This is a genomic window from Lentzea xerophila, assembly GCF_051094245.1.
Lineage (GTDB): Bacteria > Actinomycetota > Actinomycetes > Mycobacteriales > Pseudonocardiaceae > Lentzea > Lentzea xerophila.
Genome location: NZ_CP194934.1, coordinates 5895266 through 5921251 on the forward strand (window position 1 = coordinate 5895266; position 25986 = coordinate 5921251).

At 65.6% G+C, this 25986-nt stretch carries 20 protein-coding genes and 1 pseudogene; 11 read left to right on the top strand and 10 right to left on the bottom strand.

The window, feature by feature from the left end:
* The first annotated feature begins 187 nt into the window (after positions 1-187).
* Complete coding sequence (locus ACRSBM_RS27775) at positions 188-688, top strand: hypothetical protein (RefSeq protein WP_434447554.1); 501 nt, start codon at positions 188-190, stop codon at positions 686-688.
* Positions 689-941: 253 nt separating this feature from the next.
* Positions 942-2159 (top strand): acyl-CoA dehydrogenase family protein, encoded by a 1218-nt coding sequence (locus ACRSBM_RS27780; RefSeq protein ID WP_434447556.1) that lies wholly within the window; start codon positions 942-944, stop codon positions 2157-2159.
* Between the two features lie 1005 nt (positions 2160-3164).
* Here ACRSBM_RS27780 and ACRSBM_RS27785 read toward each other — a convergent pair.
* The 3 genes from ACRSBM_RS27785 to ACRSBM_RS27795 all read right to left on the bottom strand — a co-directional run bounded on the left by ACRSBM_RS27785 (position 3165) and on the right by ACRSBM_RS27795 (position 7171).
* Positions 3165-4316: a family 2 encapsulin nanocompartment cargo protein terpene cyclase gene (locus tag ACRSBM_RS27785; RefSeq protein ID WP_434447558.1), complete on the bottom strand. Its 1152-nt coding sequence runs from the start codon at positions 4314-4316 to the stop codon at positions 3165-3167.
* Between the two features lie 228 nt (positions 4317-4544).
* Complete coding sequence (locus ACRSBM_RS27790; RefSeq protein WP_434447560.1) at positions 4545-5837, bottom strand: SGNH/GDSL hydrolase family protein; 1293 nt, start codon at positions 5835-5837, stop codon at positions 4545-4547.
* Positions 5838-5875: 38 nt separating this feature from the next.
* The gene (locus ACRSBM_RS27795; protein WP_434447562.1) at positions 5876-7171 is read right to left on the bottom strand and encodes a twin-arginine translocation signal domain-containing protein; all 1296 of its coding nucleotides are present in this window, start codon (positions 7169-7171) and stop codon (positions 5876-5878) included.
* A 538-nt stretch (positions 7172-7709) separates the two neighbouring features.
* Here ACRSBM_RS27795 and ACRSBM_RS27800 point away from each other — a divergent pair.
* On the top strand, positions 7710-7865 hold the full coding sequence (locus ACRSBM_RS27800) for a hypothetical protein (RefSeq protein ID WP_434447563.1): 156 nt from the start codon (positions 7710-7712) through the stop codon (positions 7863-7865).
* Positions 7866-7944: 79 nt separating this feature from the next.
* On the opposite strand, the gene ACRSBM_RS27805 is transcribed toward ACRSBM_RS27800, so the two are convergent.
* The 5 genes and pseudogenes from ACRSBM_RS27805 to ACRSBM_RS27825 all read right to left on the bottom strand — a co-directional run bounded on the left by ACRSBM_RS27805 (position 7945) and on the right by ACRSBM_RS27825 (position 14276).
* Positions 7945-8478: a hypothetical protein gene (locus ACRSBM_RS27805; protein WP_434447565.1), complete on the bottom strand. Its 534-nt coding sequence runs from the start codon at positions 8476-8478 to the stop codon at positions 7945-7947.
* A gap of 1240 nt (positions 8479-9718) precedes the next feature.
* Positions 9719-10288, bottom strand: coding sequence for an RICIN domain-containing protein (locus ACRSBM_RS27810; RefSeq protein ID WP_434447567.1), 570 nt, complete (start codon positions 10286-10288; stop codon positions 9719-9721).
* Between the two features lie 350 nt (positions 10289-10638).
* Positions 10639-11922: pseudogene (locus ACRSBM_RS27815) on the bottom strand (IS256 family transposase).
* 825 nt (positions 11923-12747) lie between these two features.
* Complete coding sequence (locus ACRSBM_RS27820) at positions 12748-13263, bottom strand: hypothetical protein (protein ID WP_434447568.1); 516 nt, start codon at positions 13261-13263, stop codon at positions 12748-12750.
* Positions 13264-13502: 239 nt separating this feature from the next.
* Entirely contained in the window at positions 13503-14276 is a 774-nt protein-coding gene (locus tag ACRSBM_RS27825; protein WP_434447570.1) for an alpha/beta fold hydrolase, read from the bottom strand.
* A 253-nt stretch (positions 14277-14529) separates the two neighbouring features.
* Between ACRSBM_RS27825 and ACRSBM_RS27830 the strand changes: the two genes are divergently transcribed.
* The 6 genes from ACRSBM_RS27830 to ACRSBM_RS27855 all read left to right on the top strand — a co-directional run bounded on the left by ACRSBM_RS27830 (position 14530) and on the right by ACRSBM_RS27855 (position 20502).
* Positions 14530-16173 (top strand): AMP-binding protein, encoded by a 1644-nt coding sequence (locus ACRSBM_RS27830; RefSeq protein WP_434447572.1) that lies wholly within the window; start codon positions 14530-14532, stop codon positions 16171-16173.
* 14 nt (positions 16174-16187) lie between these two features.
* On the top strand, positions 16188-16682 hold the full coding sequence (locus tag ACRSBM_RS27835) for a PaaI family thioesterase (RefSeq protein ID WP_434447574.1): 495 nt from the start codon (positions 16188-16190) through the stop codon (positions 16680-16682).
* Complete coding sequence (locus ACRSBM_RS27840; protein ID WP_434447576.1) at positions 16679-16921, top strand: acyl carrier protein; 243 nt, start codon at positions 16679-16681, stop codon at positions 16919-16921. The genes ACRSBM_RS27835 and ACRSBM_RS27840 overlap by 4 nt, the downstream gene beginning before the upstream one ends.
* Positions 16918-17784 carry an SAM-dependent methyltransferase gene (locus tag ACRSBM_RS27845; RefSeq protein ID WP_434447578.1) on the top strand — a complete coding sequence of 289 codons (867 nt, stop codon included), beginning with the start codon at positions 16918-16920 and terminating at the stop codon, positions 17782-17784. Before ACRSBM_RS27840 ends, ACRSBM_RS27845 begins: the two co-directional genes overlap by 4 nt.
* Complete coding sequence (locus ACRSBM_RS27850) at positions 17784-18590, top strand: acyl-ACP desaturase (RefSeq protein ID WP_434447579.1); 807 nt, start codon at positions 17784-17786, stop codon at positions 18588-18590. Before ACRSBM_RS27845 ends, ACRSBM_RS27850 begins: the two co-directional genes overlap by 1 nt.
* Positions 18591-19722: 1132 nt before the next feature.
* Positions 19723-20502: a transposase family protein gene (locus ACRSBM_RS27855; RefSeq protein ID WP_434447580.1), complete on the top strand. Its 780-nt coding sequence runs from the start codon at positions 19723-19725 to the stop codon at positions 20500-20502.
* Positions 20503-20512: 10 nt separating this feature from the next.
* Here the strand turns inward: ACRSBM_RS27855 and ACRSBM_RS27860 are convergent, their stop codons facing one another.
* On the bottom strand, positions 20513-22927 hold the full coding sequence (locus tag ACRSBM_RS27860; protein ID WP_434447581.1) for a tetratricopeptide repeat protein: 2415 nt from the start codon (positions 22925-22927) through the stop codon (positions 20513-20515).
* Positions 22924-23661 (bottom strand): hypothetical protein, encoded by a 738-nt coding sequence (locus ACRSBM_RS27865; protein ID WP_434447583.1) that lies wholly within the window; start codon positions 23659-23661, stop codon positions 22924-22926. Before ACRSBM_RS27865 ends, ACRSBM_RS27860 begins: the two co-directional genes overlap by 4 nt.
* Before the next feature lie 147 nt (positions 23662-23808).
* Here ACRSBM_RS27865 and ACRSBM_RS27870 point away from each other — a divergent pair, with 147 nt between their 5' ends.
* Both ACRSBM_RS27870 and ACRSBM_RS27875 read left to right on the top strand, forming a co-directional pair.
* A complete protein-coding gene (locus ACRSBM_RS27870) occupies positions 23809-23991 on the top strand; it encodes a hypothetical protein (RefSeq protein ID WP_434447585.1) in 183 nt (60 codons plus the stop codon).
* Positions 23992-24741: 750 nt separating this feature from the next.
* Positions 24742-25887 (top strand): hypothetical protein, encoded by a 1146-nt coding sequence (locus ACRSBM_RS27875; protein WP_434447587.1) that lies wholly within the window; start codon positions 24742-24744, stop codon positions 25885-25887.
* Positions 25888-25986 lie beyond the last annotated feature (99 nt).

Sequence of the window (25986 nt, forward strand, 5' to 3'; positions counted from 1 at the left end):
CTGGTCGTGGCGTTCGGGCCGGAAGAACCGGCAACCTATTTTTCTACGCACAGTGGCGGTCAAGCGCATAATGCTGGTCCATGCGGATGGGATTGCCGTGTCCGATTCACCCTTGTCGAATTCCGGTTCAGCGGGTCCAATGAACTGACTACGGGTAAAGGTGCCGTGTTCCGATTAGGAGAATCCGATGCTTCGCAGACTCTTGGTCATTGCGGTCGCGCTCGTCGCCACAGCGGCCTTTCCGGTGCCCGCGCAGGCCGCGGCCACCTTGGTGACCTGCGTGGGCCAATCCACGCAGACCTACGCCCCGCCGCTCACCATGAGCACGCAGACAACCGACATCGACGCGGACGTGACCTACAGCAGTTGTAACGGTGGGCCGGTAACGGCCGGAACCGCAGCCGTCGCCACCACGGCACAGGCCAGCTGCCTGCTCAGCGGCTCGTCCACCGTCACCCAGCAGATCACCTGGAACAGCGGCGCGACCAGCACCACCACCGGTGATACCACCGCCACCCGCACCCTGGGACAGACGATCGTCGCCACGCAGGGAACCGTGACGGCCGGCCTGTTCGCGGGCGCCCGGTTCGCGCAGACGGTCGTCTTCGTGAACCCCGATCCCCTGGCCTGCCTGACCACCGGAGTCGGCACTGTCAGCGGCCCCCTGACAATCACCTTCATCGGCTGACCGACCTTCGCCCAACCACACTGCCGAGCAGTTGCCGACACGCGACGCAAGCGACAGCGGCGTTCCGGCATCCGTGAGAACTGCTTGCAGCGAAAGACCGTGCCTGGGTGTTCCGTCGCCGAAGGACGAAGTCGTATCGGTGTGCTTTCGCGTGGAACGGGAATATCTTTTCACCACTTGGGTCCTGTCGCGTCGCCGGTGTCCTCGATACGAAGGACATGCCGTAGCCCGCACACGTGATAGGAGCCCGTTTGTGACCGCCTCCGCGCAGCACACCTGGACCACCGCCGTGACCACTGCCGACGAGTGGCTCGACCGCGCCCGGGAGGTGGCGGTCGTGCTTGCCGCCGACGCCGTCGCCCGCGACCGAGTCGGGGCCACGCCGTACGCCGAAGTGGGGTTGCTCAAGGACTCGGGGCTGGTCACCCTGCTCGGTCCGGTCGAGCACGGTGGTGGCGGGCAGGACTGGACCACCGCCTACCGGATCGTCCGAGAGGTCGCCGTGGGCGACGGCTCCATCGGCCAGCTCTTGGGCTACCACTACCTGTGGTTCTGGACCGCTCGCCTGATCGCCACCCCCGAACAGGTCGCCGCCGTGGAGCAACAGGCCACCCGTGAACGCTGGTTCTTCGGTGGCGCGGTCAATCCACGCGACAACGACCTGGCCGTCGTCGACGAGGGCGACGAGCTTGTCTTCACCGGCCGCAAGTCCTTCTCCACCGGCAGCAAGGTCTCCGACGTCACGGTTCTGGAGGGCGTGCTGGAAAGCACCGACAAGCACGTCTTCGCCATCGTCCCGTCCCGCCAGGACGCCATCGTGTTCAACGACGACTGGGACAACCTCGGCCAGCGGCTCACCGAGAGCGGCAGTGTCGAAATCCGTGGCGTGCGCGCACCCTGGTCGGATGCCTTGGGTTATGTCGACAAGCAGTTCCGGCCGCGGGTCTACAACAGCCTCAACGTGCCGCTGATTCAGTTGGTGTTCACCAACTTCTACCTCGGCATCGCCAAGGGCGCCCTCACCACGGCCGCCGCTTACACCCGCGACCGGACCCGCCCCTGGCCCTACGCCGTCGACATCAAGAAGACCGCAGTACAGGAGTTCCACGTCCTGGATACCTACGGCGACCTCCAGTCCAAGCTGTGGGCCGCCGAAGCCCTGGCCGACCGCGCCGCCGCGCTGATCGAGGCGATCAACGCCCACCCCGGCACCGTCACCGAACGCCAACGCGGCGAAGCTGCGGTCGTCATCGCCGCAGCCAAGCAACGCGCCATCGACACCGGCCTGGAGATCGGCACCCGCGTCTTCGACGTCACCGGCGCCCGCGCCACCGCCAACACCGTCGGCCTGGACATCTACTGGCGCAACATCCGCACCCACAGCCTGCACGACCCCATCGCCCACAAACGCGCCGAGGTCGGCCGCTACGCACTGCTGGACGAGTTGCCCGAACCCACCTGGTACACGTGACCCGCCCATCCTGCTCGTGCCCGGCGGGCGTTGAGGTTGCCCCGGCACCGGCACCAGGCCGAGGTGTGGCAACGGCTGCACGAACACCTGCTCGCCGAGCTCAACGCCGCGGGCGCGCTGGACTGGTCGTGGGCGGTGATCGACGGCTCGGACGTCCGAGCCCTGAAGGGCGGCCCAAACCGGGTGCGAGCCCGGTCGACCGCGCCAACGGGCTCGAACCCACCTGATCACCGAAGGACACGGCTTCCCACCGACCGTGTCGCTCACCGGCGGCGACCGCAACGACGTCACCTCAGCTGATGCCGCTGATCGACCAGATCCCGCCGGTGCGCGGCAAGCACGGCCGGCCACGGTTCCGTCCTGAGAAGCCGTACGCCAACCGCAGCTACAACCAACGACAAGTACCGCGACCTGGTGCGCGCCAGGGGCATCAAGCCGTTGATCGCCTTCGCGGCTGCGAACAAGGCTCCGGGCTGGCGGCCGGGACTCCGGACGCGGTTCTCCCTCCCCCTTGGGCGTAATCCGGTGGCCGTGAACGGCCTCGATGATCTTCCTCAGGGAATCGGCGGCCTCCAGCAACGCCGTGTTGGAGGCCTCGACGACCTCGCCCCTGGGCGTAGAGACTCAACGCTCTCCACAGGGCCGGCAGCTCGTCCTTGAGCTTCTCCACGACCTCGAAGTTGGCGGGCGTCTGCTCGGCCTCTTCCTCGAGTGGCTCAAGCTGGCTCCGACCGTGAACAGCGCCAGGCATCTCAGGGAGTTGACTGCCACGATGCAGCGCATGCCTACTGCAAGTCGCGCTCGGTTGCCCTCGCGTGGGCCGCGATCCCGAGATCCCCGAACGGCAGCTGTCCTCGAGCGCCGCAAGCGCCTCCCGAGCTCAGCAGCACCCAAGTCCGCCAGAGAAGCAACTCCGGCAGTAGTCACGGTGATGGGTGTCGCGCCCAGGGCGCACCAGCAACGGAGTGGCAGATGCGCTTGACGTAGCTATCGCCGCAGCACTGCTCAGTCCACGGAGCTCTGGTTGCCGTACCGGGCGGTGGTGGCGTGCCATTCCCGGTTGCCGCCGAGCCAGGCCCACATCCCCGCGAGGAATCGGCCTAGGGCGGGTGATCCGGTCAGGGTGAGGGCTGCCGCCTCCCGCTCGTAAGCGTGCACGAGGTCGTTGTGGATCCGGATGCTGCGCTGGACGGCGTCCTCGTGGGTGCATCCCTCTTCGGCCGTGATCACGGCGGGGAGGTCGAAGTCCAGGCCTGGGGAGGAGCGTTCCTTGGCCATGGAGTACAGGTCGTTGACGAGAACGCTCGCGGTGCCGGCCAGGTTCATCACACGCCGCACCCGCGGATCGGCGAACTCGGGGGCGGGCACCTCGTACCCCGCGACCGCGTCGATCATCCCCAGGTTGGGGCGGAAGCTGTTGACCGCCCGGTTCAGCAGGTACTCCCACACCGAGGGCAACCGGTTCTCGTGGCGCCAGGACGCCTCCTGCTCGTAGCCGAGGAACAGCGTGGCGGCTTCGTGCCGGATCCTCTCCGCCTGCACGGGTGTGGTGTACCGCGACAGCTCGCGCCAGGCGGAGCGGTGAGCCGCCAACACGGGCTCGCGATCGACGGCGTCGTCCAGGCCGGCGGTGTATCGCTCCGGCATGGCCACCGGATCGGTCGCCGTGTAGGCGACGGCCAGGCGCGAACCGAGCAGCGCCGGCACCGAGCCCAGCGACGCGTCGTCGCAGTAGTAGTCGTCCGCGGTCCACCAGGCCAGCGTCATCCGGGCGACCGCGAGCAGCCGGTCGTAGTCGTCGGTGTCGACGTACGTCAGCGTGATCAGCCGGCCGAAGTTCATCTCGCGCAGCAGGTCCAGCCGTCCCGGGAAGATCCCCACCTGCCCGGCCCACTCGACAAGGCCGTCGTTGACGGCGCGCTCGAGAGCCGGGTCATGGCGCAGCGCGGGAGGACAGTGCAGCTCGTCCCGCGTCGACGCCGTCCCGGCCGGGCCGAAGGTCCGGGCGAGGTGAGCCGCCGAGGTCCCGATACCGGAAGGGCCCTGCTGGAACCTTTCGGCGACATCCGCCACGTGCGGCAGGAACGGGAACTCCCCGCACCGGAACCCGGAACGCTCGGCAAGGGCAGGCGACGTCACCGAGCGCAGTTCTGTCACAGCGTTCCTCCGGTGATGTCGTTTGGATGGGTCATACGGTCGCATTGCTCGTACAACGGGTGAAACCGCGTTGCGCAGGCTCGGCGCGGGCCTGCTGTCCGTCACCCTCTGACCAGGTCGCGGATGTGACGGTGCTGCCCCACGGTCGGCAGGACGGGGGTCAAGGGCGCTGTCGATCAACGAAGAGCCGGCTACGACCGAACCGGTCGGCGGTATGGCCGGTGATTGTCACAGTCTGGTGAGGGGGATGGTGTCGGCGATGCGACGGTAGCCGGCGTTGTTGGGGTGCAGGCCGTCGCCGCTGTCGTATGCGGGGCGCAGTGCTCGGGGATTGGCCGGGTCGGCCAGTGCGGTGTCGGCGTCGGCCACGGCGTCGTAGCCGCCGGCCGTGCCCGCGGTGGTGCGCATCCAGCGGTTGAGTTCGGTGCGCATGGCTTCGTTGCCGCCGACGCAGCCGCACGGTGGGAGGGTGGCGCCGATCGCGGTGAGCCCGCGCTCTCGGGCCCATTTGATCAGGTATCGGTGGCCGTCGATCAACTGTTGCGCGGTGATCACCGGCGCCCCCTGTGCGCAGCCGGTTGTGCCGCCTTGGGAGCGGATATCGTTAATGCCTTCGAGCACGATGAGCGTGCGCACGCCGGGTTGGGTGGCCACGTTGCGCCGGAACCGGGCGATGGCGGACTCGCCGCCGCAGGGTGAGTCGCTGAGCACTCGGTTGGCGCTGATGCCGACGTTGAGGACCGGGCGTGGGGTGTTGTTGCGCGCCAGGCGTTCGGCGAGTTCGTCGGGGTAGCGGTTGTTGGCGTTGGGGGTGGAGCCGTAGCCGTCGGTGATGGAGTCGCCCAGGGCGACGATGCCGTCGGGCGGGCGTGCCCGGTCGCTTCGAACGTCCAGGCGGGTGAGGAAGTACCAGGAGCCCGATCTGCCGGTGAACGCGGTAGCGGCGGGGTCGACGCGGTGGTCGCCGTTGGCCAGGTAGCTGGTCGCGGTCGCCCGGCTGTGGTAGGTCGCGCGGCCGGTGTGGCGGGCGAAGTACAGCGTCACGGTCAGCTGTTCCAGCGGTGTGGTGCGCATCAGCAGCGGGTCGCTGTCCAGTTCCGTCCCGACCGGGATCTGTGCCGTCTGCCGGCCACCGAAGGTGAGGTGGCGCTGGGAGCCGCGTTGCAGCGCCGCACCGGCTTCGGTGCGGGCGATCGTGGCGCCGGTGACCGGCAGCGGGGTGTCGCCGTAGAGGTTGGACAGGCGGATGCGCACGTGGGTGCCGCCGGAGCTGATGCGGATGACCTGTCGCAGCGACTGGTCGGTGAAGCCGCGTTGCGACCAACCGGGGACGTTGGGGTTGCGCGGCTGCTGCGCGGCGGCCCAGGAGCCTCTCCAGTACACGTCCGCGGCCCGGTCGTGCACCGCGACGTCACCCGTGGCTGGAAGGGCCTGCGGTGTGGCGGCGGCCGGTGCGACCGCGCCGGCCGCCACCAGACTCGCCATCACGAGGCTGGTGTGCAGGACGTTCTTCGCTCTCATGTCGACCACATCTCCTCCACGCGGGTCCGGCAGGTCGGTCAGTACGCCGCGTTCTCCTGCGGCCACATGTGCCACTCGTCCCAGACCCGGTGGGTGCCGGAGCGGTTGGGGGCCCCGTTCTTCCTGCGGGTGTTGCTGCCGTCGCCGGCGACGGTGATCAGGTACCGCCAGAGGTCTTGTCCGGTGGCGCCCTCGCGGGTGAAGGGGAAGTTGAAGAAGTAGCCGTGCCAGCGGTTTGCCTTGACCAGCAGCCGGTGCAGGGCGCGCATCGTGTTGTAGTTCCACTGTGGCTGGCCGTCGCGGGCGGACAGGCCAGCGACGCCGTCGCCCTGGTCGCCCCAGAACACCACGTGGGTGTGGTTGGGGTACTCGGCCCGGTGGGTGCGGAAGTACCACTCCAGGTCGGACAGGCCCATCGTGGTGCGCAGGAACGCGATCTGCTGGTCGGGAGTCCTGGCGGAGTCCCAGCCGACTGCCTGGTCCCACTGCCCGTTGAGGCTCTCCAACCGGCACAGACCGTTCTCCTGGCTGCGCATGTGCTTGTAGATCAGGGCGAAGTGACCGGTCTGGGCCCGCAGCTGGGTCAGCCAGGCCTCGCCGCCGTTGTGGATGCCCTTGAAGTACGACCCCATGCCCGCGCCGGGCATCAGCAGCGTGCGGGACCTCAGCCAGTTGTCGGTGCGGGCGTTGATGCCGCGGGCGACGTAGAGGGCGCGTTCCCGTAGTTCGGCGCAGTTGTTCAGGTTCGTCTCGATCGCGGCCACGCCGTGCAGCGCACCGGCGATGCCCTCCTGTCGGGCACGGTTGACCAGCCTGCTCATGTCGTCGATGAACTCGTCCGCGCCGGCCTCGGTGAACGGACGCTGGTAGCTGATGATGACGCCGCTGCGCTGGAACCACTGGCGCTTGAACAGGTAGGCCCTGACCCCTTGGCGGTGCAGTTCCCGCAGCAGCTTGATGACCTCGTCGTCGCGTTGCCGCCTGGTGGTGCCGTCGGGCAGGTCGCCCATGTTCGCGACCCTCAGCGCCACGGTGTCGAGGTTGTTGTTGGCCAGCGAGAACGCCGCCGTCGCGTACGGCAGGCCTCGCGTGTCGAATCTCGCCGTCAGCGTCGGGTTGGGTGGCGGCGTGAGCTGCGCCCCGCGCCACTTCAGGCCCCGGATGTCGTCCGGGCTCTGTGCCAGGAAGGCCCTGTCCTGTCCCTCGGCTGCCGGGGAGCTCGGGTCCGCGACCGCCTCGGACGGCGCCAAGCCGCCGGAGGCAGCCCCGGTGACACCGACCACGGCGGCCGCGGCGGTGAATCGGAGAAGGTCACGACGTGTCGTCTCGCTCATGACGGCCTTTCGAGTGGAAGCGGGTGTGCCGGCTGGTCGGCCGGTGCTGCGAGGGATGATCAGGAAGCCGCATCGCTGTGCGCGACCATGTCCGGTAATCCGGCAAGGGAGTCACCGCGAAACGGCATGAGAAGATCGAGCGCGTGAATCGAATCCATGACCTGCAGAGAATGAACGGAGATTGTTGGCGGTGAGCTGATGAACGACGAGCAGAATCTCGCATCCATGCAGTCAATACTGGACATCACACTCCCTCGGAAGTGGTCACCCGTCGGAGATAGACTGACCACGAGTTGGCGAGATGTGGTCGCTCGTGACCTTTTCCGAGGAGCTTTACCCATTATTGAACACCTCACCCGACACCGTCGGGTATTAGCGGGGACACGTTAGGTATCTTTCTGAATACTCTCAGTACGAGCAGTGGTCCGGTCAGTGCACCGGTATGCGCCATTCGTATGGCCGGACAATCGGCGACCAGCCGGCGATGGACCTACTACCGTCCGACAGAGGTCGAAGGCCACGGCCCCGAGGAGGGGACATGCGCAGGATCGACATCACGGTTGGCGCCCTGTTCATCGCCAACCTGCTCACCGCAGGAACGGTCACACCGGCCAGTGCCGCCGCCGACCTTCTGTACATCACGCAGAATGGCCAGACCATCACGCACACCAACCCACCCACCCGCGCCGAATAGGTGACGCGTCCACGGACCGGGTGGCCCGGCCGCGGCGCGCTACGCGGACGGGCCACCTGCCTGTCAGTAGATCTGCCGGTCAGCGGGAGACCCGTTCGAAGCGGAGCGACGTGTGCCCGGCGCCATCGGAGTAGATCTGGGCGACGGTAGCCGACCCGACGGCATCGACCCGCCGGGCCTGCAGCCGGATGGTCGTCGGCCCGTTCACCCGGATCAACTCGCTGATGGGGGCGGTCTGGTTGCTGCCGGTCAGGGCGTCACCTGTGTTGTGGTCGATGATCTGGTTGACCAACCGTTCGCTGTCCGGCACGACGGTGTCGGACGTGTCGTTCCACAGCCTGGCGCTGATGTAGGTGTTGACGGACGGGATGCCGGACAGGCGTCCCCGGACGTCGGCGTCCAGCGCGTACACCCCCGCCCGGGGAAGCTTGACCTCCAAAGGCGTGTCCGTCCAGGCACCGGCCGGCAGGTCCACCTGGGTACCCAGGTGCTCGACTCCCCGGTCGACCTGCACCGGCGGCTGGGCCACGCTGGCGCCGCTTTGAGCGAGCACCGCTGACGCGGCGAGCGCCACGACGGCGCCGACGACGGTCAAGGACGTGCGAGAGCGCATCACTGTTCCCCTCTTTCCCGAAATCGATCCTCACAATGCGTGCGGAGCACGCAAAACCCTTCTTGTTATTGCGGCAAGGCGAGATCCTGTCGCCGTATCGCATGCCGGAGCGCTTCGATTGTCGGCGGGTAGCCGCTCATGAAGCAGAGCGGAGACCGCATCCGAATTCGACGGGTGTCGTCATTTGCCGTTTACCCCGGACATACCTCAGCGTAGGGCCGAATGGCCCTCAAGACGATAGACTGAAAGAATGAAGCAGTGAAGCCGTCCATACGGTTCCGGTTCGCGGCCCACACCCTCGGACCGGCCGACGCCGCTGATCTCGTCAAGATCGTGATGCCATGCAGGGCCAGGTCCGAATCGGTGCCGCCACGTTCGACATCGCAGCCGTTTACGCTGCCCCCGTCGCAGTCCCAGGACTCCACCGCCGACATCGTCGGACTGCCGGGCCTACGCAGACCACGCTGCCGCCAGGGCACACCGCTCGGCCATGGTCAACCGACAGAGCCAATGCGCGGCCGGAGTTCAGAGGCCGCCTGTCTGTCGTTCGCAGGGACGTCGGACATTTCACCGCCGCCCAATGGAGTGATGCCCTTCGTGGGGGAGGCACCGCTCTGCTGCACTTTTAAGCGCACAGCCTGCAGGTGAACCACTGCTGACGGTGTTCCCGGCGCAGGCCGACCGGCGGATGTCGGCGCATACGGCGGCCACGTCTTCCACGATCTGACAGCGGTGTGCACGCGGAGAGGCGCACCACGCGCCTCACGTTGAATTGCCGTCCTGCGTCCGGGGCAACCGCGGCGGCGAGCGCTGCTCGTCGCCGCGGTGGTGGCCGCGAGTCGCAGTTCGCAGTGACGCCGAGCGGCAACTCCCGGACCTGCTCGACATCGCGCGACGATCGTGTCGATCGTCTGAACGGGTGCTGGTTCCCACGACGAGGTCGTCCGCAACGGTGCCCGGCGAGGATGACCCCAAGACACCGTTGTCGGCGTGCGCGGTGTCGACGACAGCGCGTTCAGACGGGGCGTTGATATGCGACCGTGCTGACCTGCATGGGTCATCCGCTGTGCAGACGACTCGCCGTCCGAGATCACGCCGTCACCGTGCCGGCCTGGTTACAAGGCGTTGATGCCTCGGCCGCATCGAGAGGCCGTGGTACGGCCGACGGGCAACTCAGCACCCCGCCGATGGTGTTCAGCGCAACTCCGCCACTGCCCAAGCCCGCCGGCCGGATCTCACGCTACGCGGGGACGCCGTCGAACGAGAAGCGCTGGTTGGTCTGACCGTGGCACGGGTACTGGCGGACCTCGGCGCCGTCATCGTGGGACGCGTACTCCACCTCCAAGCACTGTCCGGTGTGGTCGGACACAAGCTGATATCCGTACGCCCCTTCGCCTTCGACCCTCCACCGCTGGACGGTGCCGCCGTCGCAGGTGCGCTGGAGGACGTCACCGCCCTCCTGGGTCACGGGCGCTGCCTGAAGGCATCTGCCAGTCGCTTGAGACCAGAACGACCAGGTGCCGTCATCGGAGGGCGCGGCGGAGAAGCGCTGACTCACCCGCCCGTCACAAGTCCACTGGACGATGTCGGCGTCGTCACCGGGATCCACGTCCAGAACGTCGAGGCACTTTTGACTGTGAACCGGGACGATCAGGTACTCGTGAGGTTCGGCCGTCGCGGCGCCGGTGGTCACCGAAGCAAACAGCGCGACGGCGGCCAAGGCGGTCAACGCGGCATGGCGGGCGTTCAAACGGGACATCGTTTCGTCCTCCTGAAGAATCGGCAGGTGCTCGGTCACCACCTTGCCCACACCCGTCAGCCAGACGCGCGGAGTTCACACCGTGATGCCACACCGACCACCCGTCGAGGTGATGCGCGCGTTCCAACACCACCGCGCGTCCGTGAAACACCACATCGACCGCAACTCGGCTTACGTGGATTACCGGCACTGTTCAGCCGCACCCTCGCCAGCACCGGCATCCGGACCGCCCTCACCGAGCGTTCGCCTCGCACGGACGAACCCGAGACCTTCACCGACCGGTTCTACGTCACGGTGAAAGGGTCACGCTGCCCGCCGGGTACTCGGTCGTCTTCAGCTGACCGCAGCCGCGTCGATCGTGGGGTGTGTCAAACGAGCGGTGTAACTCGGGTTGAAGGAAACTACTTGCGTCCGGCGGCCAGGCGGCCGTCGAAGGCGATCTCGAACGCGTTCAGGGCGGGTTTCCACCGCATCGTCCAGCGTTTGCGGCCGGTGCCGGTCGGATCCAGGCTCATGATCGCCATGTAGACGCACTTGAGCGCTGCCTGCTCGTTCGGGAAGTGGCCACGGGCCTTCACCGCGCGGCGGATGCGGGCGTTGACGCTCTCGATCGCGTTGGTCGAGCAGATCACCCGCCGGATCTCCGGATCGAACGCCAGAAACGGCACGAACTCCGCCCAGGCGTTGTCCCACAACCGCACGATCGCCGGATAGCGGGCGCCCCACGCGTCGGTGAACTCGGCGAACCGCTCGCGGGCCGCGGCCTCGGTCGGCGCGGTATAAACCGGCTTGAGAGCCTTCGCGATCGCGTCCCAGTGCTGACGGCCCGCGTAACGGAAACTGTTGCGCAGCAAGTGAACCACGCAAGTCTGGGTGATCGTCTGCGGCCAGACCGTGGTGATCGCGTCCGGCAGCCCGGTCAGCCCGTCACAGACCACCATCAGCACGTCGGCCACGCCCCGGTTCTAGAGCTCAGTCAGAACGTGCAACCAGTATTTGGCGCCCTCGCCGCCATCGCCGGCCCACAACCCGAGAATGTCACGGCGGCCCTCGCAGGTGACCGCAAGCGCGACGTAGATCGGCCGGTTGGCCACCTGACCGTCACGGATCTTGACGTGGATCGCGTCGATGAAGATCACCGGATACACCGCGTCCAGCGGCCGGTTCTGCCACTCGACCATGCCCTCGATCACCTTGTCAGTGATCGTGGAGATGGTCTGCCGCGACACCTCCGCGCCATAGACCTCCGCCAGATGCGCGGAGATCTCTCCAGTGGTCAAACCCTTGGCGGCCAACGAGATCACCATCTCGTCCACGCCGCCCAGACGCCTCTGCCGCTTGGCGACGATCTTGGGCTCGAAGCTGGCGTCGCGGTCGCGGGGCACATCGATCTCGACTGGGCCGGCATCGGTGAGCACGGTCTTGGACCGGGTGCCGTTACGTGAGTTGCCCGTCCCGCGGCCGGCCGGGTCGTGCTTGTCATAGCCGAGATGGTCGGTGATCTCACCCTCGAGCGCGGACTCCAGCACCAGCTTGGTCAGCTGCTGCAGCATCCCGCCCTCACCGGTCAGCTTCAGCCCACTGGCCTTCGCGCTGCTCAGCAGCTGCGCGACGAGCTGCTCATCCAGGCCATCCAGGCCGGTCGCGGGCTTCGAGTCCTCGGCGTTCTCCACGCCAGACATCATGTCGGTCATCAAGTGCACTTCCATGATCGGGAGTTACACCGCTCGTTTTACAGTCCCGGCCGTCTCCACACCGGAGAGCAAATCACTGTCCGACGCCAACGACGTCGTCGTGGCTGAGGTCATAGACATGTAATGCAGGACACTTCACTGGCCGGTGAGTTTCAACACGTATAACAAAAATGAGACCTAGGCCTAAGGAAGACGCAAGGTTGGTGGGTGAATCTGGATCGCCCAAGCCGAGTGGAGGCTCTGATACCTGGAGAGTGAGAAGCTGTCGCACCCCGAGGAAGTACTCGTCTGATCTGCGGAGCGCGCGGTTCGGATGGTTTTGAGCTTTCTCGCCTTTGACTGTGACTCCTCAACGATCTGCAGCGCCATGGCACGAAGCAGGCCTCAACGTCGAAGCGCACCCCAACAGCACCATGACCAACCGAACGTCACGTCACCGGACTGCTTGCCGCAGAACCGATCCACTGCCCCTCACACCGTTGGTCAACGGGGCACCACGAACACCGAGATCCAGACCGGACGCGATCAAGCCGAAGAATCCTGCTCCGGAACTGCTCCACAGGGTCACCGCAAGACGATCGACAGGCGATCACCCATGATCTGCCCATAACAGCAAGAAACCCGTCTGACCAGCGGAAATCACTCGATCAGACGGGTTCTGCCTACAAGTGGACCTGACTACACAGCATGAGAACTCTGTTGTTGCAGCTCAGGGGCCTGAACTGGCCATCAGGCCCGTTGGGTCCCGCGCCACCAGCCGCTGAGTCTCCCCCGGCCGGAGGACGACGTCCTCCGGCCTCCAGGGGACCAGGCCGACTAACCCCAGGCTTCAAACCCAGGCCACCGCTTCAACAGGGCTGGGGGCGTGTCCTGGTCACGGGGCCAAAGCTGTAGCCGGTATGAGTCGAGCCCTTCGGCGCCCGCCTTGGCCTCCTCATAGCCTCGTCCGGACAACCTGGCCCGGTACTGACCTGGCGGAACCTCGCACGGGATCGGCGGGCGTCCGCCGGAGCCCTCGAACATCAACCAGCCGTTCGGGACGTCGAGATCGACGTCAACCACGTGGTCCCAGTTCTCATCGTCGGAGGGTGGATCAGCCGCCCACGTCTCCACCCGCATCGGCGCGTTGAAGTTCCACTCGGCGGCGGTCAGGAAGTCGATCAGCCCATCCGAGACGCCTACGAATCGGCCGGACTGATGCGCGTCATCCAAAGCACGGAGCACCGCGTTGTACCCGTCGGGGTCGGACTCCCACGGAGCCACTGAGTAGATGTAGACCTGGCTGTGACCGAACTCCACTTCCAGGTCGAGCGTCGTAGTGGGCTGTGTCATCCGCAGGCCACGTCCTTCGCGATGTCCAGGGGCTTGATGGTCTCCATCAAACCCGGCACGGAACAGACACGTGAATTCGCAGCGAGATGCGCAAACGCAGATGTACGGACGGGCCAAGCCAAATCTGCTGCGCAAGCGCATCCTGCTCGCCGACCGACACCGCAACCTGGCAGTTCACGGAAACCATGGCAGACCCATTTTTCACGCGTCGCGAACATGTGCCGACATGGTGTGAAACATCAGGTACGACTGGTCAGAAGTGGCACGAGCAGGCTCATATCGCTCGGCAGATGAGCCTGTCCGCACAGTATCTCGCAGCGCGCCTTCGGGTACAGGGCCCTGAGCAGATCGATGCCGCGACGGTAGTCGCCGACGGTGAGCTCTCCGCGCAGCAACGTCAGCGGGCGCGAGAAGCCTTCCCAGTAACTGATCGGCATTCGCATTGCGACGACGCACTCGAGGTCGAGGATCAGGCCAGGCAGGAGTAGCGCAAGCCGTTCGACAACCTCGACGCTCACATCCGCCGGACTGGTCGATGGCGATCCGCTGACGGACAATGCCGCTCTGATCGCAGCATCCGGCCGACCGTCGTCGATGGCCCGCCGGCATCGGTTCAGCAGTGGAGTCAGCGCATCACCAAGCAGAGCCACGGGCGGCTCGTACAGGTGCAGCTCGCTGACCGCGTGCTGGTCGGCCAGGGCGGCCGCGAGACTGATGAGACCGCCGAACGAGTGCCCGAAGAGTGCAGCCGGGGTCGGCAACGAGTTCAGAACGGCCAAGAGGTCGTCGACCTGCTGGCTGAAATGGAAGGGACTGGGACCCGATTCGGTCACGCCGTAACCGCGGCGCTCCAACACCACGACAGCATGCCGCTCGGCGAGTTGCCGGACGAGGCCTCGATAGGCGTTCGAAGGGGTCAGGGTTCCTGGTACCACGACGAATGGCGCACCGCGGCCCCACATCTGATACCTGACCATCGTGCCGTCGCTCGACAGCGCACTGCCGTAGTTCACAGGAGAGCCAGCCCTTCCGCGCCTGCGGGCGCCCTGAATGCGTACCACACGGAAAGCCCGGACGCGTCGATCCAGTGCGATTTCCCCCAGGCGCCGCCGCATCACACAGGTACAGGGATATCAACCCCCTGGTGAATTGCTCGTTTTACTTCGACTTTCGACCCTTTCAGCCACTTTACTGTGCCGACAAGTTTGACCTGCCTAAGGTTTGCCTAAAGAACTCCTTCGAGGTGAGTGCACAGGGGGAACGATGATGCGTTCACCGAATCCGTTCGCGGCACCCTCGCTGATCGAGGCGCTGCGTCGTTGCGCGGAGCTGGCCCCGGACACCGCGGTGGTGTTTCCCGGCAGTCCCGAACACGTGACCCTCGCCGAGGTCCACACCCAGGCGGTCGCCTTCGCGACTCAATTGAGACAGAACGGTGTGCGACCAGGTGACGTGGTCGGGATGTTGTGCTCGACAGGTTCTCAGGTTCTGACTGGCATCTTCGGCGTCACCGCCGCCGGTGCAGCGGTGAGCGTGCTGCCGACGCCGCCAGTGATGCGAGACGCCGAGCGGGCGGGCGGAAGGCTGACGAGCCTGGTCCGCGCTGGCGGCATGCGGTTTCTGCTCGCCGACTCCGACCAGCGATGGCTTGCGAATCTGGTGCGATCACAGCTGCCAGAGGTGATCGTGCTGGACCTGCCCACCGGACCGATCCCGGCGGAAAACGCGAGCGACTTGCCTACGCCGGGTCCCGATGATGTGGCGATCATCCAGTACACGTCGGGCAGCACCTCCCAGCCGAAGGGCGTCGTCCTGCGGCACCGGAACATCCTGGCCGGGCTGCGGTCGATCTCGGTCTCTGCGCGGATCACCCCGGACGACGTGTTGGTGCATTGGGTGCCGCACTTCCACGACATGGGCTTGTTCGGCTGGCTGGCGTGTCTTCTGTCCGGTGCCGCCACCCACACGTGGAACCCGGCGGCGTTCATCCGCCGGCCGGCTCGGTTCCTCGAGTATTTCGCGAAGCAGGGCGGCACGATCATGAGCGGCCCGAACTTCGCATACGACCTGATCCTCGCTGCGGTCGACGAGGAGACTGTCTCCTCGCTCGACCTGAGCCGGTGGCGGCTGGCCTTCAACGGTGCCGAGCCGGTCTCGGCGACGACCGTCGCCGCCTTCACCGACCGGTTCGCGACAGCCGTGGCGGGACGGCATGTGATGTACCCGGTCTACGGGATGGCCGAGGCAACGCTGGCCATCAGCTTTCCAGAACCCGGCGATGCCCCCAGAACGCTGTTGGTGAACCGGGAGAAGCTCGGCGCCGGTGTGGTGTGCCCGGTCCATCCGGACGACCAGGCCGCGATGCCCGTTGTCTCCGTCGGGCGCCCGGTCCACGGGATCTCGGTCGAGGTGGTCACCCCGGACGGCGAGGTGCTGGGGGCCGGCGCCGTGGGCGAAATCCAGATATCCGGTCCTGGCGTCTCCGACGGCTACGACGAGCCTGACGAAAACCTGTTCCAGGGAGGCAGGTTGCGCACCGGCGATCTCGGCTTCCGGTATGACGGCGAGTTGTACGTGGTCGGCCGGATCAAGGACATGATCATCGTCAAGGGCGAGAACTTCTTCGCAACCGATGTCGAGGCAGTCGCGCGTGAAGTGCCAGGTATCTACCGGCGAAGGTGCGTGGCCGTCGCGGGCCACGGTGAGGAGCTGGTCGTGATCGCAGAGGTGGCGAACCGGTCGGCCGCCGAACGCGACGGTGTCTCCGACCGGATCAGCGCAACGATCCGGACCGAGCTCAGTCTGGACAACGTGCGGATCGAACTGGTCGACAGGGGCAGAATTCCGCGCACTACCAGCGGCAAGTGGCAACGCGGCCAGGCCAGGACCTTGATCGGGAGTACGTCCTGAGTCGGGAGATGCCGTTGCGGGACGAGGACTGGTTCCGCTGTTTCGGCTGTGCTCCGAACAGTCCGGGTGGCCTGCGGTTGAGTCCACGACGCACTGGGGTCGACCAAGCGGAGTGCGAGGTCGTTTTCGCGGATGGCCACTGCTCGTACCCCGGCATCGCGCACGGCGGCCTGGTTGGCACAGCGACCGACGACCTGATGGCCAACCTCGTGCTGATGGAACGTGGTGTGCTGACGGTTTCCACGTTGCTGCGAACGAGGTTTCTGCTGCCTGTGCGGACCGGTACCAGGCATCTCGTCACTGCCAGGATCACTGATACCTGGACAGAGGCGTTCGCCGCCGAGGCCGAAATGAGCACCCTCGACGGCGAGTTGTGCGCTGTCAGCACGGGCACCTTCACCCCGATCCGTGCCGAGCATCTGAACGGACTGGTCGTGCCGGGAGTTGCCGAGCATGCGGAGTGGGCGGCGTACCTGACTGGAATCGAGAAGAGGAGAAGCCACGGATGACACCCGACGACGCACTGAGCGACGTCCTCAAGCAATTGTGTGCCGAGCTGCCGCTGGACGGGCACACGATTCAGGCGACCGACGTCCTTCGCGACCTGCCCGGCGCCGACTCGATCCGTCTCTTCCGGATGAGCGCCAAGCTTGAGCGCCAGTTCGGGATCGAGTTCGAGGACGAACGGCTCTTCTCCATCCGCACAGTCGGCGATCTTGCCGATCTGCTCGTGGAGGCGACCGAATGACGGTCGAGCCCGATGTCGCCGTCGAGGCGACGAACGCCCACTACGAGCTGCCGGTCGAGGTGTTCGCGGCGTTCCTGGACAGCTCCATGAAGTACAGCAGCGGGCTCTACGTCGAGCCGAACGCAACCCTGGAGCAGGCCCAGCGCGCCAAGCTCGACTGGGTGCTGGACGATTGCCTTCGCGTCTCCTCCGGGGCGCGGTTGCTTGACATCGGATGCGGCTGGGGCAGTCTGACGCTGGCCGCGGCGGCCAAGGGCATCGACGTCGTCGCGGTCAGCCCCTCAGCTCCGCAGTGCGAGTACGTCCTGCGGCGCGCTGGTGAGCTGGGAGTCGCCGACCGGGTCGAGGTTCGGCAGGGTAGGTTCACGGCGCTTGACCTCACAGGTGAGAAGTTCGACGCCGTCACCATGCTCGGTTCGATCGTGCACATGCCCGACCGTGAGGACGTGCTGGTGGCGGTGTCCGGACTGCTTCGGCCGCGCGGCAGGCTCTACCTGTCTGAGAGCTGCTTTCGTAACCAGCGGATCTTCGCCGAGTACCGGACCAGTCCGGGATTTCGCTATGTCGGCGAAGACATCTTCGGGTATGGCGAGATGGTGCCGCTCGCGGAGCTCGTCGCGGCCGCCGAGAGCGCCTCACTGAGCATCGTCAACGTCTCCGACCTCACCGGTCATTACGTTCAGACCCTGGCTGACTGGACGAGTGCGGTCGAGCGGAACCGCGACGGCATCGACACCGCTGTCGCAGGAACGGCAGACCGGTTTCTGCGGTACTTCGAGATCGGTGCGACCGCGTTCGGCTACACGGCCAAGCACTACGCGCTGGTCGCTGAGAAGTCACGACTGGGCACCTGGGAGGTGTGATGTCCGACGTGCTGCGCGAGGCCCGTCAGAAGGTGACCAGGGTGCGCCCGTGGGAGGTCGAGGACCTGGATTGGTCCCGGCTGGAGCCGGAGCGGCTGACCGACGACGACAGGACGATCGTGCGGTTCCTCACCTTCGTTGAGGATCACATTCCCGACTACCTGACTTTCTCGCTGTCGGCGTTTCCCACGACCGGTGATCTCGATCTGGCCACCTACCAGCGGAACCGGGAGTACTTCCGGTTCCTGCTCGCCTGGGGCAACGACGAGGAGCGGCACGCGAGCGCGCTCACGACCTATCAGATCCGTGCGGGCCTGTCTGGTGAGAAGGAGCTGACCGAGGAACTGGCGCGGGTGGGGATGACACCGTGGTCACTTCCCTACCAGGAACCGTTGGAGTTGTTCGTCTACACATTTCTGCAGGAGAAAGCTACACAGCTGTTCTACCAGCGCTACCAGCGAGTGGTCACCGAGCCGCTCCTGCGGGAACTGCTCGGCAGACTGGCCAAGGACGAGGCACGGCACTTCGCGTTCTATTCCAGGCTGGTCGAGGACGCACTGAGCCGCAGCGGTGACCGCGCGATCACGAGTGTGCGGAACGTGCTGTCGACCTTCCAGATGCCGCTGGACGGCTCGCTCGACGGTTATTGGCGAATGGGGCTGGCCGCAGTGGATCGAGTCGGCCATGACCATACAGAGGCATACGACGCGATCGGCAAGCTGGTCCAGAGGTTCGTCGACACACTCGGCGCGCCCACCGTCGACGAGTTGGGCAAATTGATCCAGACGGCCCAGCGGATGCCCTGAAGATTCGCTGCATCCCTTGCACCGCAGCCGACATCAGTACGGTGGCGGTCATCCGCGACGTGTTGCTGTGACACCACCGGTACGACATCCACCTGCTATCGGACCTGAGCACCGTCCAACCGCTACAAGGCGAACCTGGCCTGTACGACCAAGCACCCGCTCTGAATCCGCTGGTCGACCCTGTTCCCATTCTTTGGTGCTCCCGCCGAGGATTCGAACCTGCGCGGATACTGCCGAGCCTCCAAACCCCAGCCGACACGACGGTGCCCCGCAGCGCTACCCCTGCGGGGCACGGGCTCGCTACCGAAGCATGCCCGTCCAACCCTCGCGAGCCCTGTCCAGACACGCGCCGGAATACCACCCCAGAGGACCGCAGCCCGAGGATCAGCGATCGGCACCACCCACCGCGCACGATCTACGAGATCGCCAGGCAGTGCCGCTTGAGCAATTCCGCCGCACGCCAACCACAGCCAGGAAGAACACCCGAACGGAGGACACGATTCGTTTTAGGCAACGCGACCACATTTCGCCCTGCGCAAACCGATCCTCCCAAAATCCTCCCACAGACCGGGTTACCGATCAGTACAGACCATTGTGGACAGTCGCTTCAAGATCGAAAAGAACGCACGAAAAAACCCGCTGACCTGGGCTTTCACCCAGAATCAGCGGGCTGTTTCAGACCGTCGGGACGACAGGATTTGAACCTGCGACCCCTTGACCCCCAGGGCCGCCCGATCAAGTGCGCCACCAGCGGAAACACTGAAACTGCAGGTCATTCCAGTGCCGTTGATCGCCGTTCGACGCCGTCCGGAACCGTTGCCGCACGTTGGATCCTCCCATTTGGCTCCCACTCCCACTGCTGACAGCCAATGCTCCATTAAGGATGGTCATGCGTACAACACAACACAGGATCCTGTTGCCCGGCGGGACACGACGACGCTGTCCTCCGAGCCTTGCACACGGCCTCTGTTCGCCACACTGCAGTGAGCCTTTTTCATCCTGATCTGGATGCGTTGGCGCGCAAGGGATGTCGATCACAACCGGCGATAGTCGGCCTGTCGGTGCCTGGACACGGCGAAGCCCCTGGTAGGAGAACGCTCGACCAAGATCGTTCCACGCCCAGGGGCTTCACGTGTTGTTCTATCGTGCCGCGCTGCCGTTGTCACATCAGACCCTGACCTTCCTGTCCGGCCTGGTCCGCGCTCACCGCAAGCAGTTGGGGTCGGTGTGGCGCAAGCTCGACCCAGGACAGCAGGCTCTGCTGGTACTGGTGTACTTGCGCAAAGGCGAGCCGTTCGCCGATATCGGCGCCGGGTTCGCGGTGTCCACCACGACGTGCTGGCGCTATGTCAACGAGACCGTCGAGCTGCTGGCCCAACGATCCCCGAAGCTACGACAGGCGCTGCGGAAGGCGAAACGGCAGGGCCTGGCTTACCTGGTGATCGACGGCACGCTCATCCCGATCGACCGGATCGCCGCCGACCGCCCGTTCTACTCCGGCAAACACAGGATGCATGGGGTGAACCTGCAGGTGATCGCCTCCCCGGACGGCACGATCCTGTGGGTGTCCGGTGACCTGCCGGGCAGTACCCACGACACCGCCGCCGCCCGGATCTGGAACATCCTCGCCGCCCTGCGCCAGGCCGGGCTGATCGCCTTGGGAGACAAGGGCTATCACGGCTACGACCAGACCGGCCACCACGTGATCACCCCCTACAAGGGCCGCAACAAACCCGAGTCGCAGAAGGACGCCAACCGCGCCCACGCCCGCCTGCGCGGACCCGGCGAACGCGCCAACGCCCAGCTCAAGACCTGGCGCATCCTGCGCAAACTCCGCTGCTGCCCCCGTCGCGCCGGCCGACTCGCCAAAGCCATCCACGTCCTACAGAACTACGAGGCCACCGCAGGATGAAAAGGCTCAGTCATGATTCGCGTCGACCGGCCTTTCGCCACAACTCCGCTGCGGAGAGGAGCATCCCGGTATCCTCGTAGATTCGTGCTGCCTGCAGGTGGTGCTGGACCGAGTCCGGGCTGTTCTCCACGGCGAGCACGTCACCAAGAGCGTCGAGAACCTGGGCTCGATCCGCATCCCGGCCGAGCTCGACCATCATCGCGAGAGCGCGTTCGAGATGCTCTCGGGCATCGGCGTGGTCACCTAGCTCGTTGAGCTTACGTCCCTGCCAGTACAGCACCTTCGCGAGACTGTGACGGTCTGTTTGACCGAGCTGGTGAAAGCCGGACCAGGCCTCGGCCAGCAGCGGTATGGCCCGCTCCGGTTCGGAGGGCTTGGCGGCGTGCAAGCGAGCCAACGACATCCTGCGGACATCACCGATTTTCTGAGACAGCTGAAGGTTCAGGCTCAGCAGTTGTTTCGCCTCGGAGAGGGCGCCCTGGTCGAACCAGGCAAGACCTCCGCCCTCGATCGCTGTCGCCTCAAGTTCGAGGTTGGCTTGCGCATGCGCCAGCTGCGCCGCCTCCGCGAACAGAGCAGTCGCCTCAGCGAACCGGGCGCACCTTCGTTTCGCATGAGCCTTCTGAGTGAGGAGAAGCGCTTTGGCCGTGAGATGGTCAAGGTGCTCGGCACCTACGATGCCGAGATCATGCGTGGCGATCAGATCGTCGACGTACGCCTGAGACTCGAAAAACCACCACTGGGCGACGCACAGGCGCAGCACCGCACCACGTTCACCTAGATCTGCGGCGAGTTCCGCAACCGAACGCAGCGAGACGCGTTCGCCGATCATCCACTCGCGTGCGTACTGATGTGCCGGATGCGAGGTGTCGATGACCTCGTCCGGAAACAGCCTGCGGATCCAGGGGCGACAGGGTTGCAGCACGCTGTCGGCGGCGAGCGCGCCCTTGGTGTACCAGTGGATGAATGCTCGCCTGCTCGCGTCGCACTCTTCGTCACCGTCCAGTTCGGCAGCGAGGCTCCGGGCGTGCTCACGCGTCAAGGTGTTCAGGCAGAGGCGGCCGTCGATCAATTCGACCAAGCGTTTGCCGTGGACTAGTTCACGCGCGACCGGGCGCAACGCGAGCTCGGACACGTTCAGCACGGCCGCCAACGCGCCCAACGACACACCGCCCGTGCCGGGGTGCAGTCCGAGCAGCCGGTAGCACCGCCGGGCGAGGTCGGTGAGGCGCCGGTAGCCGGCATCGAGCGCCACAGAGATCGCGGGTTCGCCGTCGACAGTCAGTCGCGTGACGCCGATCGACTGCAATTCCTCCCACAACTCACGGATCGACATGTCCGGGGTGTCGAGCAGTATTCGCCCGACGACGCACAGCGCCATTACTCGACCGCCGCACAACTTGACAACATCGTCGAGAGCATCTGGCTCAGCGTTGACCCGCTCACCTACATAGCCGCGAAGGAGCTCGACGGCAATGTCGTCATCAATCGGCTCGACGGCGACGAACGTCGCCCCGTAGTCGGCCAACCCCGCGAAGCCGCCCTCGCCGGTCACGACCACCGTCGACGGTCCTGGCCCTGGCAACAGGCACTTGATCTGTGCCGCAGTCACCGCATCGTCCAGCAGGATCTGAAACGAGCGGCCACTGGTGAGCGAGCGGAACAAGTTCGCCCGCGACTCGAGAGTCACAGGGATCTCCGCACGATCGATACCCAGTGAGACAAGGAAATCGGCCAACACCTCCGTCGGCGCCGCTGCCCGATCTGCCCACGCGCCAAGGACCGCCCGCAACTGTCCATCCGGGAACCGATGACGGTGCTGCTGCAACCAGTAGATCGCGGCCGTGGACTTTCCGCTGCCACGCGCACCGACGAGCACGGCAATCTTGGGTCCCTCGGCCACCGGGTCCAACGTCCTGTCGAGCGAAGTCAGCACATGTCGCCGACCGACCAATGCGCGGATCGGCCTGGGCAGTTGAGCAGGGACCGGCAGTTGGAACCGGTCGAAGCTCAGCACGCCGAGCTGACCGGCTTGAACCACGTGCACCGCGGCTTGTCCGGTCAGACCATTGTCGGCCACCTCCTCTGTCGCCACACGGGTCACCGCGGTCAGCGTCTCCGTGCCCTCCGTGGCGGCAGCCATGATTTGGTGCAGCACTTCGGGCGAAGTCCTCCGCAGTCCTCCTCCAGGCCCACCGCCGAGCGAACTGTTGTCGAGCAGCACGAGGAAGTCGAGCAGTTCCGCGGTCTCATCGTCGACGTCGCCATGGTGGTGCTCGACGGTGCCGGTCTCGCGCGCGTCCGCGAACACCGCGGCCAGTTTGGCCACCAGATCGATGTGCACAGGAGTGTCCACGCCGGCAAACGCCGCGATCGCCTCACCCAACGCCGCAGTGTCGATTCGTGACCAGTCGGACTCCGTCATCGGCTCTCCCGCTCGGCACGCCGCCAGGCTTCCCTCAGACACTTCAAGCGCTTCTGCAGCGCGTTGACGGTCAATCCGCACCGCTCGGCGGCGTCCCGCTGGGATAGACCTTCAAACGCGATCAGCTTGAGCGCGTGCACGGTCTCCCAGGGCAAGTCAGCGACCAGATCACGGAACGGCGCCACCGAGACCATCTCCTCGACGGGGTCCCAGGCCACGCCGCGCAGGATCGCGTCCTCAGGCACGAGTCCGTAGCGAACCTCCCGTCGGTATCGCCAGAACTCCTTGCACCACTTCCGGTACACGTTCGGAAAGACCAGCACGCACGAGCCGATGAAGTAGCGCTTCACCGAAGACCCTCCGGTGGGTAGCCAGCCGCCTTCCACCAGAGCCGACTTCCAGAAGAACGGCAGCGCCACAGTCACCGTCGTCGAGGCGAGTTCTCGCGACACCTCCCACGAACTCGTGGCACGCACAAGCAGCTCCGACCGAGACACCGGCCTGCCCACCTCGACACAGTCCCGAAAGATCCTGCCGCTGCGGATACGAATCGCCATCTCGTCGAAGCCGCGGTCCGCGAGCCTCAACGCGACCAACAGGTACTTAGGCCCCGCGAAGCCGTCATCGGCGAGCGCCGCGATCAACGCCTCATCGCCACCAGGTATCTCACGGTGCCGTGATCGACCAGCCTGCGACTCGACCATCGTTGCGCACTCCTCCACCTCCGCGATCAAGCCTGCCGATCACCTTTAGGTCAACGCGCAGCTCGAATCCGCCCAGCCCTGACCGAGATCACTCATTCGTGTGACATCAGGCGCTATGCAGCGGTATCTCGGACCTAGTGATCCTGTGACAGCCCCAAGTACACCCGGAGCGGAACCGTGACCAACCAGAAGCCACTGCTCAGCCTCCGCAGCACCATGATCATCCTCCTCGGACTGCTCTGCGGTCTCGGCGCGGGACTTCTCAGCGTGTGGAGTGGAGTCCACACCGGGCAGGCCATCCTCACAGGCGTGGCCTCGACCGCCGCAGCTATCGCCTTCTTCCATTTGCTGATCGGCTAGCCGGTATTCCGCACATAGGGGTTGATCAACTCGGGATGACGGTCGGGCGAGCTGATTATTTGATCATCGTGGGTCTGGTGGGTCGACATCGAGGAGGTCCAGCAGCCTGGTCTGGAGCGGCGGCTGAGTACTCCCTGGTGGCTGACCGTTGGCGGCCAGGATCAAGCGGAGCCGTGCCAGGGCCTGGAAGATCAGCTGGCCGGCGGGTTTGGCGGAGGGATTCATCTACGCCATGGAGTGCACGCTCTCAGGACTCTGACGACAGGACCATCCAATTTCGATTCCAATGGGAATGGATTGTCCACTTTTTGACCACAAATTCCGACACCCTCTGCTGATACTGTTCCGATCCTGATCAGTGATCAGGATCGGACGAACAAGAGGCAGCGGGTTCAGGCCGTCATCACCACCACAGCCGCCGCGATGACAACGTTCAGGAACCCGGATGCACCAAAACCATCGGACCTTGCTCGACGGCATGACATCCCGACCCCGGTCGTACCGAACTCCCAGCCCACCGCAGGCAACCACCGTCCCGACTCGCCACGTACGCGCGCCAGGCGAATCAGCGACCAGCCATCCGAGGAATCGGCGTGAGGCGATCCAGAAGAACCCAGGCTGTGCTGTTCCTGAGCCGCCGCACCACACGGCGCTGATTCCGTGACAGAGCCGAATCTGTTCTCAGAAGATGGAGACTACGAGGAGTCCGAGGAGGCCTACCTCGAACGGCTTCGCGCTTTCATGGCCCCGGTGGCGAACAACGCCGGCGCCGTCATCGACGACCCCGCGATGCTGAGATGGGCACATGCCGTCTACGAGGCCTACGGCGACCTCGATGTGACCGGTGAAGGACTCACCGTGGAGCAGCTGAGAGCAGCCTGTCAGGACGTCGGTCCCGGTACGTTCGACAGCCGCATTTCGGTCTTCAAGCAGCTACACCTGCTCCAGCCACCACAAGGACGCGACTACCACCGCCGGCTGCACTTCAACACCACTGGTGTCGCGGCCTTGCTCGTGTTCGACAAGCTGCGGCTTGGCACGGGAATCCAGGAAATCCTGTTCCTCCTTGACCAGACCAGGCGGGACATCCTCGACGGGGTGCTGGTGCACGACGACGTGCTGACCCGGCTGACCACCTTGCGGCGTGCGCTGTCCATCAGCACGGGTGAACTCATCCAGCTCCGCGACCGGCCGGTTGAGGAACTACTGCACGAACGGCGCAATCGGCGCGGCGCGGATCGGATGCTGCCCGAGGCCAAGGCACTCGTGCAGGTCGTCGAGACCAGGTTTCCCGAGCTCAGCCCCACGGGCTCGAAGCTGATCGCCCAGGCGCTGCGCTATTCGGCCGCAGTGAGCGACCTGGTCGACCGTCTGCTGCGAGCCGTCACCGCCGTGCGGGACTTCTCCATGCTGCTGCCGGAGCAGTACCGCACCGCCGCCCTGCGCACGTCGGCCGACGACCTGAGCGGCGTGTTCGCGCGCATGGTCTTCGACCCGGCGTCCGTGTTGATCACGCCGGACGAGATTCTCTCGACCATCGCCAAGTACCGTCCGCCTGAACCACGTCAGCGCGCGCCTCGGTCACCCGAGCTGCCGCCAGACCACGATCCTGTCCGTGACGCCCGACAACGACGTTCGGATCTTCGTGAACGCCGTCAGGCCGTGTTGCGGTTGCGGTTGCGTGGCAACGCCGAAGTCGATCTCACCGCCGAGATCGAGAACTCGGCCTGGCCCGACGCGATCCGTATGATCACCGATCTGCTGGCCGCCTCAGGTGACCGAGAGCTCGGGTTCACCGTCCGGCTGTCCGACGAGCTGCGGGTGCACGTCACCGGGTCGGTCAGCTATGTCACCCCGATTCACTTGACCATCGTGGATGGGCGTCACCATGACTGACGCTTTCAGGCTGGCCCAGCTGAGGGTCTGGCGAACCATACGCGCCCCGCACGACGACACAGAGGTCACTGCCCTCCGAGCCGCCGCAGCGCGTGCCGG

Excerpts from the sequence above, each read along its gene's own strand:
- ACRSBM_RS27775 (WP_434447554.1), top strand. The coding sequence starts at position 188 with ATGCTTCGCAGACTCTTGGTCATTGCGGTCGCGCTCGTCGCCACAGCG.
- ACRSBM_RS27790 (WP_434447560.1), bottom strand. The coding sequence starts at position 5,837 with ATGAGAGCGAAGAACGTCCTGCACACCAGCCTCGTGATGGCGAGTCTG.
- ACRSBM_RS27795 (WP_434447562.1), bottom strand. The coding sequence starts at position 7,171 with ATGAGCGAGACGACACGTCGTGACCTTCTCCGATTCACCGCCGCGGCC.
- ACRSBM_RS27800 (WP_434447563.1), top strand. The coding sequence starts at position 7,710 with ATGCGCAGGATCGACATCACGGTTGGCGCCCTGTTCATCGCCAACCTG.
- ACRSBM_RS27805 (WP_434447565.1), bottom strand. The coding sequence starts at position 8,478 with ATGCGCTCTCGCACGTCCTTGACCGTCGTCGGCGCCGTCGTGGCGCTC.
- ACRSBM_RS27820 (WP_434447568.1), bottom strand. The coding sequence starts at position 13,263 with ATGACACAGCCCACTACGACGCTCGACCTGGAAGTGGAGTTCGGTCAC.
- ACRSBM_RS27830 (WP_434447572.1), top strand. The coding sequence starts at position 14,530 with ATGCGTTCACCGAATCCGTTCGCGGCACCCTCGCTGATCGAGGCGCTG.
- ACRSBM_RS27840 (WP_434447576.1), top strand. The coding sequence starts at position 16,679 with ATGACACCCGACGACGCACTGAGCGACGTCCTCAAGCAATTGTGTGCC.
- ACRSBM_RS27845 (WP_434447578.1), top strand. The coding sequence starts at position 16,918 with ATGACGGTCGAGCCCGATGTCGCCGTCGAGGCGACGAACGCCCACTAC.
- ACRSBM_RS27850 (WP_434447579.1), top strand. The coding sequence starts at position 17,784 with ATGTCCGACGTGCTGCGCGAGGCCCGTCAGAAGGTGACCAGGGTGCGC.
- ACRSBM_RS27860 (WP_434447581.1), bottom strand. The coding sequence starts at position 22,927 with ATGACGGAGTCCGACTGGTCACGAATCGACACTGCGGCGTTGGGTGAG.